The sequence below is a fragment of the Pseudomonas sp. 1152_12 genome (assembly GCF_052850675.1).
On the sequence record NZ_VXCW01000056.1, the window covers coordinates 1 to 667 of the forward strand.

The 667-nt window shown below is 58.6% G+C and carries 1 pseudogene; it reads left to right on the forward strand.

Going from position 1 to position 667, the window contains the following annotated elements:
- Window positions 1-667: pseudogene (locus FW764_RS28085) on the forward strand (type IV secretion protein Rhs); the annotation flags it as partial.

The window sequence follows — 667 nt, forward strand, 5'->3', positions numbered from 1 at the left end:
GCGACTGACGGTTGATCAGGACCCGCTCGGGGCGGTGACGGCGTATCAATACGACGAAGCCGGACGCTTGGTGGCGATGTTTCCTGGAGAGGATGAGCCGACTTCCTACGAGCATGACAACGGGTTCGTACGAGTCGTACGGCGTGGTGAGGCGGTTTGGAAATATGAGCGTAATGACCAGGGCGACGTTACGCGTAAGACGGATCCTGACGGCCACGTTACGGACTACACGTACAACAAACATGGGCAACTGATTGGGGTTTGGTATCCGGATAACGGGTGCCATCGGCTGGTCTGGAATGAGCGCGGGCAGCTCACTGAAGAGCAACTACCGAATGGTGGGGTTAAGCGCTATCGCTATGACGACCTTGGGCAACAGGTTGCTCGCGAGGATGAGCATGGCGCGCTGACCCAGTACCAGTGGGACGGTGTGGGTCGGTTGGTTCGCGCCGTACTTCCAGACGGCGCCACGCGGGAATACAGCTACAACCCCTACGGAAAAATCACCGCCGAACGCGATGAACTGGGCCACGTCACCCGCTACGAATACGCCGACGGCCTGCACCTGATCAGCCGGCGCATTAATTCTGACGGCACCCAGGTCAACTACCGCTACGACAACGCCCGGTTACTGCTGACCGAGATCGAAAACGAAGTCGGCGAAATT